The organism is Candidatus Eisenbacteria bacterium (assembly GCA_016867495.1).
Classification (GTDB): domain Bacteria; phylum Eisenbacteria; class RBG-16-71-46; order CAIMUX01; family VGJL01; genus VGJL01.
This window is the reverse complement of the sequence record VGJL01000159.1, coordinates 1-5,973: the sequence shown is the minus strand read 5'-3', so window position 1 is coordinate 5,973 and position 5,973 is coordinate 1. Positions and strand designations below refer to the sequence as shown.

4 protein-coding genes are annotated in these 5,973 nt (G+C 67.9%); all 4 read right to left on the bottom strand.

All coding sequences use genetic code 11. The annotated features are described in order from the left end of the window. The coding region (locus FJY88_11195) for a hypothetical protein (GenBank protein ID MBM3287899.1) at nucleotides 1–695 on the bottom strand (695 nt) is incomplete at its 3' end. Between the two features lie 57 nt (nucleotides 696–752). Further along, nucleotides 753–4,088 (bottom strand): hypothetical protein, encoded by a 3,336-nt coding sequence (locus FJY88_11190; protein ID MBM3287898.1) that lies wholly within the window; start codon nucleotides 4,086–4,088, stop codon nucleotides 753–755. 17 nt (nucleotides 4,089–4,105) lie between these two features. Continuing rightward, the gene (locus FJY88_11185; protein ID MBM3287897.1) at nucleotides 4,106–5,194 is read right to left on the bottom strand and encodes a PorV/PorQ family protein; all 1,089 of its coding nucleotides are present in this window, start codon (nucleotides 5,192–5,194) and stop codon (nucleotides 4,106–4,108) included. 41 nt (nucleotides 5,195–5,235) lie between these two features. After that, nucleotides 5,236–5,973, bottom strand: a 738-nt coding sequence (gene sppA, locus FJY88_11180) for a signal peptide peptidase SppA (GenBank protein ID MBM3287896.1), incomplete at its 5' end; no start/stop codon positions are given.

Genomic DNA, 5,973 nt, shown 5'->3' with positions numbered 1-5,973 from the left:
GATGGGCAGCTGAAATCGTCCCACCCTGCCCTGTAGCCATCCTCCTTGGCCAGCAGCTCGTAATAGTCGTTCGTGTCCTCCACGCGGAGCCGCTGGATCGTCTCGTAGAGCTCGGCGTAGTTCCCCCCGGGAGGGATGGCGCCCGCGGGGCAGTCCTCGAGCGCGGCGTCGCTCCAGGCCTCCAAGTCCCAGTGCCGATCGGCGTAGGCCTCGTACTCGCCCTCCTTCCTGAGGGCCGCGTCCTTCCAGGCGAAGTGCGAGACCCACGAGAGGACCTCGACCCCCAGGTAGGCGAAAGCTCGATTGCGCCCCTCGACCAGCTGCCCGCTCCCGGGCAGGGCCGCGCTCATGAGAAACGCGACGACAGGAGAGATCCTCGCGGCGCGATCCTCCTCCGGCTCCCCAAGGGACGCCCTCGCCTCTTCCCTGCTCCGCTCCTCCTCCTGAGAGGCGAGAGGCTCCATCGTCTTGCCGAGGAGCGTTCCGCGCGCGCCGTCGGAGGGGCCGTCCAAGGACCGGGGGCGCGGGATCGGATCGCGCATCCCGGCGAGATCCGGCGCCCGGCCGGGATCGCCGGGCGGGAGGGAGAGGCCGGCCGCGGCGCAGGCAGCCGAGATGCCGAGAAGAAGCGCCGCCAGGAGAACGCTCCCGCGCGCGCCGCCGGGTCTCTTCGCCGTGCCCATCGTCTCGATCATAATCCCTCTCGCTCCGGACGCCAAACGGCCTCGAGGTCTCCCCGATGGGAGGGGTCGCTACCTGAGAATCGCGATCATCCGCTGGAGCGCCGCCGTCTGGCCCTCGCCCTCCGCGCGGAGCTTCACGAGGTACGCCCCCGGCGCGAGGTCGCCCAGGTCCCAGGAGAGATCGTCCCCGGATGCGCCCACCTGGCCGTCCCACTCCATCGCCGCGCGCGGGCGGCCGCTCAGATCGAAAGCCTCGACTTTCAGCCGGGCGGGCGCGCCGAGAAAGTAGCGGATCTTGAGATGCCGCCCCCTCACGGGGTTCGGGTGCAGGATCACCCGGTCGAGATCGAAGAAGAGAGCGACCGGCTGGGGAGGCGGGACGAGACGCTGGGGATAGACGCCGCTCCGCGCGGCGTCGAAGAGGGGCTCCGGGAAGCAACCGACGCAATCCTCCACCACAACTCCGAGGGCTCCGCGCATCGGCAGAGGACCGAGACCCAGGATCGTGTCGGCGACCGCGTGGGTCACGAACCACCTCTCATCCCCCTGCGATCCGAGCAGGCGGCACGGCCCGTCCGTCCCCGGAGATCCCGTCGCGAGCGGCCAGCCCCGCAACTGCGCTCCCTGTCCATCTCGGACCGAGACGATTCCATCCCCCCGCATCTGAATCCACTCGACTTGCCCATCCCCTCCAAGATCCCAGAGCCGGGGACCCGACCGTGTCGGCGGCCTCCGCGTCCTGTCCGGCTCCCAGACCGACCTCGGCCAGAGAAGCTCGACCACTCCAGAGAGATCCCAGAGATGCATGTCGCCCGAGCGAGTCGTGATGGCCACCTCGAGAATCCCGTCGCTGTCGAGATCCCCCACCGCCGGGAAACCGGCGATCGGCGGATGAAAGGAGCGGGGCCAGCCATCGACGGAAGCACCCCCATCGATCGCGCGGAGGTCGACGATCCCATCCTCGGTCGTCACGAGGAGCAGATCGCGAGGCGCTTCCCCGAATCTGATCGGCGCGCTCAAGGCCAGAAGGGAGGTGATCGCGCCGCCCGCGATCTTTTGCGGCCAGCCGGGCAACAGACGCGGCGGCAGCTCGACGTCCAGCAGCTCCGCGACGAAGACAGACCCATCGACTCCGCCTCCGGCCACCCAGACGGGCGAGCGGGAGCCGACCTGGCCAGCCACCAGGCTCACGATCGAATCGGCGACCTGCGGAACCTCGAGAGTCCAGACATCGAAAACGCCGTCTGGAATCCTGGTCAGTCCCACCACGCGGCCGTCGCCGCACCCGACCAGGCCCAGAATGCCCGAGACGACAGGCCCGGCCGTGACCGTCAGGGAGTCGGGGCCGCCGCGCTCGCCCCACTGTCCGAGCAATGTGGCTCCGGTGTCGAACCAGCGAGCGATGCCCCCTGCGCTCCCCATGAGCACAGGCCCCACCTCCGGGACCGCCTCCCACTCCCTAACCACCGCTACGCCCTCGGTCAGACGATCGGCGAACTCGCCCAGGAGGACGATGAACCCTTCCTCGGACGAAAGCGGCGAATCGCTCGTCAGGGCGAGAACGCTCGCGCCGGAGGCAAGGAGGATCTCCTCGACCGAGTCGCCGTTGACGTCCAGGCGGCCGAGCGCCTCGCGGGCCGTAGGAGCCGCGAGTAGATAGAGGGGCCAGCCCGGGAGCGACCGCGGGTCGCCGACTCTCACCGCCATCGTGTCGGAGGGTGGATCGAGGACCTCGATGGAGACTCCGGTGTCGGTCCGATCGTTCGTCCTCGAGTCGGGGATCGTCTCCGGGCCGAACCGCGTGTATCCCCCCACGAAGTACGGATCGTACGGCCCGCCCAGGAACTCGTTCGACGAGGTCCCGATGTCCTGGATCCCGTCGGCCTCCTCGATGTCGATTCCCCGCCGATCCCCGAAGACATTCACGCCCCCGTAGGTGAGGAGGCCCTCCAGCGCGGCCATCTCATCGATGTGCCAGATCAGGACCCCGCCTCCCGGAAGGATGGCGTCGTATTCGAGGGCCCCGCGCTCGTTGCCCGGGGTGCTGTCGGACGGAGCGGGCCCCAGGAAGACACCCGTCAGCGAGTCGGCGTCCAGATAGAGAGCCGGGTCCCCGTCGTAATCCAGGCTGCGGTTCTCGATGAGGAAGTACTCGTCCGAGTGGAGCCTGATCTGCAGGATGTCGTTGCGCAGGAGAACGCCCGGAAGGGCTGTGGAGAGCGTCTCTCCCGGCGCGGCCGAGAGCAGCCGCACGCTCTCGGGGAAGAAGAGGGCTCTGTGCCAGGGATCGAGGCTCGAGGGGACGACGCCCCTCGCGTAGACCGGGACCGCTGGGTCGTACGGATTCTCGAGCGGGCCCAAGTACTCCGAGTCCCCCGAGTCCATCAGGCTGAAGAGCCCGACAACCGGCAGGAAAGCCGCGTTGTCGTAGAGATCGAAGAAGCCGAGCTGGTGGCCGAACTCGTGCGCCATCAGGCCGTTCAGGGCTCCGTGATACTCGTCCTGCGAAATGCTCTCGGGCATCACCATGGCCAGGTTGATCTTCACCGAGTCGGGCCCCGCATAGACCGCCAGCGAGTCCTCGAGATAGAGATTGAAGGAGGGGATGTCGTAGTCGGTGTCCTGCCGCACATCCCCCTGGAAGTCGGCCCCGGCATGGAAGATCAGGAAGCTCGAGTACTCCTTCCACGGAATCTCCGGATCGGCCGCCTCGGCGGCCAGCAGGCTCTCGCGAACGAGGCGGACGGCGCGCACCGTGATCGACTCGCCGAGGACGCTCGAGACCCAGGGGCCGTAGCGATCGGTGTCGGGCAGGTGGTAGGCCGAGTCGGCCTCCTGCGGGTAGACATCGTATTCGAGCGCCAGCGCCCCGCCCGTCTGCACCGCGTAGTAGCGCCGCAGCGCCTCGAGATGGAACTCGAAGTAGGCCCGATTGCGTGGAGGGGGATCGATCGGAATCTTCGCCTCCTCGGCCGATCGCAGGTCGAAGCGACCGCCGCCGGTCGTCTCGAGATCCGCCGAGTCTTTCAGGAAGTCGACGCGCACGGCCAGGATCCGCACCGTCTCGGGCTCCGCCGCGCTCTCGACCTTCTTCCACTCCTCCCGATCGGAGAGAAACCGCGGCTCCCTCCGAAGGACTGTCGGCAGCCCCGTCCAGCGGGAGATCCGCGCGTTGCCCGGCCGCTGCGCGCGCGCGGCCGACTCGGCCGGCAGGTCGGGCGCCAAGGGGCGTCGCGACGGCAGCAGGTGCGGGAACTCGCGCCCGGTGAAGGGGGCGGGAGCTCCGTCTCTCTCCACGCGCGCGCTTCCACCGCCGGATAGGGCGATCGTGCCCGCGCGGGCCATCAACGAAAGCGTCCCCCCCACAAGGAGGAGGACGCAGGCTTTCAGGACGCGATGCCTCAACGGTCTCACGTCCGGGATCAGAATCTGTAGGTGATCGAGAGCTTCGTCACGCGTTCCGGAAGGTCGCGCGCCTGGGGCACGCTGGCGTAGTCGATGCTCAAGCCTCCGATCTGGCCGCCTAACCCGAAAGTCGGATCGCGGATGTCTCCCGCCTTGTCATAGATGTAGCCAAATCTCGCCGAAGCGTAGTTGCCGAAGGAGAGCTCGCAACCCGCATTGTAGATCGGCTCCTCGTCGGCGTAGATCAGGCTCTTGTTGATGTCCGCCTCGGCGAGAAAGCGGATCGACTCGGAATCGTACGGCCTGATCCCGATGCCGAGCTTCATGTTGCGGCCGATCGGGTCGCTCTCGTCCTCGCTGATGAACGAGATGTTCGGCCCGAGGTTCTGGATGTTGAGCCCGATGCGGGTTGGAGGCGGAAAGTCGATCCCCAGGCCCGGCAGGGGAAAGCCGGGCATCAGCTCAGACAGATCGTACAGGAGTCCGAGGTCGGCGCCGAAGGTGTCGCCGGTTCCCGCGGCCGTGTCTTCGCCCTCGGAGACGAGGCGCATGATATCGGCAGGGGCAAGGCTGACGTAGACGTACTTGAGGCTCACGCCGGCGGAGAGGCCCTTGGCGATCTGTGTCCCGAGGGAGACGGAAGGCGAGAACTCGTAGCTCGAGAAGGTCCCCAGCTCCCTTCCGTTCGCATCGGTCGCGATGCTCTTGCCATAGGTGAGGAAGATGAGGCTCGCGCCGACGCCTCCCCATCCTTCCATGTGTTGCGCATAGCCGAGGTACTCGTAGTAGACGTCGTCGGCAAGCCCGGGCACCAGCTGTGTGTGCATCAGGGAGAAGATCCTCTGATCGACCTGCCCCAGGGCCGCGGGATTCCACCAGTTCGCCGTGGCGTCGTTGCAGAGCGCGACGTTCGCCCGGCCCATCGCATCGGCTCTCGCTCCCGGGGTGATGTTCAGGGAAGCCGCCCCGCTCGTTCCCTGCGCGAATGAAGGCCCGGCCCCCACGAGCAGCAGGAGAGCGGGCAGCGCCAGGCAGATGAGAGTTCGGACGTTCAAGAGCCTAGACCTCCTCGGGCGGGGATCCGTCCCCCCCGTGCCTGCGGCCAGAGTCTATACTCGCCGCGTCTAACCCCAGTTCCCGCATTGTATCATCGGGCCCGCCCCCCCACAACGCCCCCGCCCAGGTGAGGCGCCAGCCGGTACTCGATCCTGACCCCTGGCTCCAGGAGGGCCGGCAGAGCCGCCGAACCCTCCAGCAACCGGTCCAGGATCCCCTCCCGCGGCTTCCTGGGACGGTGGACCGGGGCGTCTTCGTCGAGGCCGCCGAGGCTCTTCGCGAGATCGATGGCGACCGAGAGATCGCCGAGCGAATCGACGAGCCCCGCCTGGCGCGCCTGCCGCCCGGACAGCGTGCGCCCGTCCGCGTACGGAGCGATCTCCTCCCTGCTCATCCCACGCCCCTGCTCGACGACCTCCAGGAACTGGTCGTAGACGTCGTCGACCGTTCCCTGCAGGACGGCGCGCTCCTCATCGGTGAGGTCTCTCCAGAAGGCGCCTTGGTCCTTCATCTGCCCGCTCTGTACGGATCGGAAACGAATCCCGACCCTCTCCAGAAGCCCTTCCGCGTTCGCGTAGGTGAGAATGACACCGATCGACCCGGTGAGCGTTCCCGGGTTGGCCACGATCCGATCGGCGGCGCACGCGATGTAGTAGCCTCCGGAGGCGGCGACCCCGCCGAAGGAGGCAACGACGGGCAGGGCCGTCTCTGTCCTGAAGCGCAGGAGCGCAGCGTGGATCTCCTGAGAGGCCGCGACCTCCCCACCGGGGGAGTCGACGCGAACGACGAGGGCTTTCACGCGGCGCTCCCGCCTCAGGTACTCCAGATC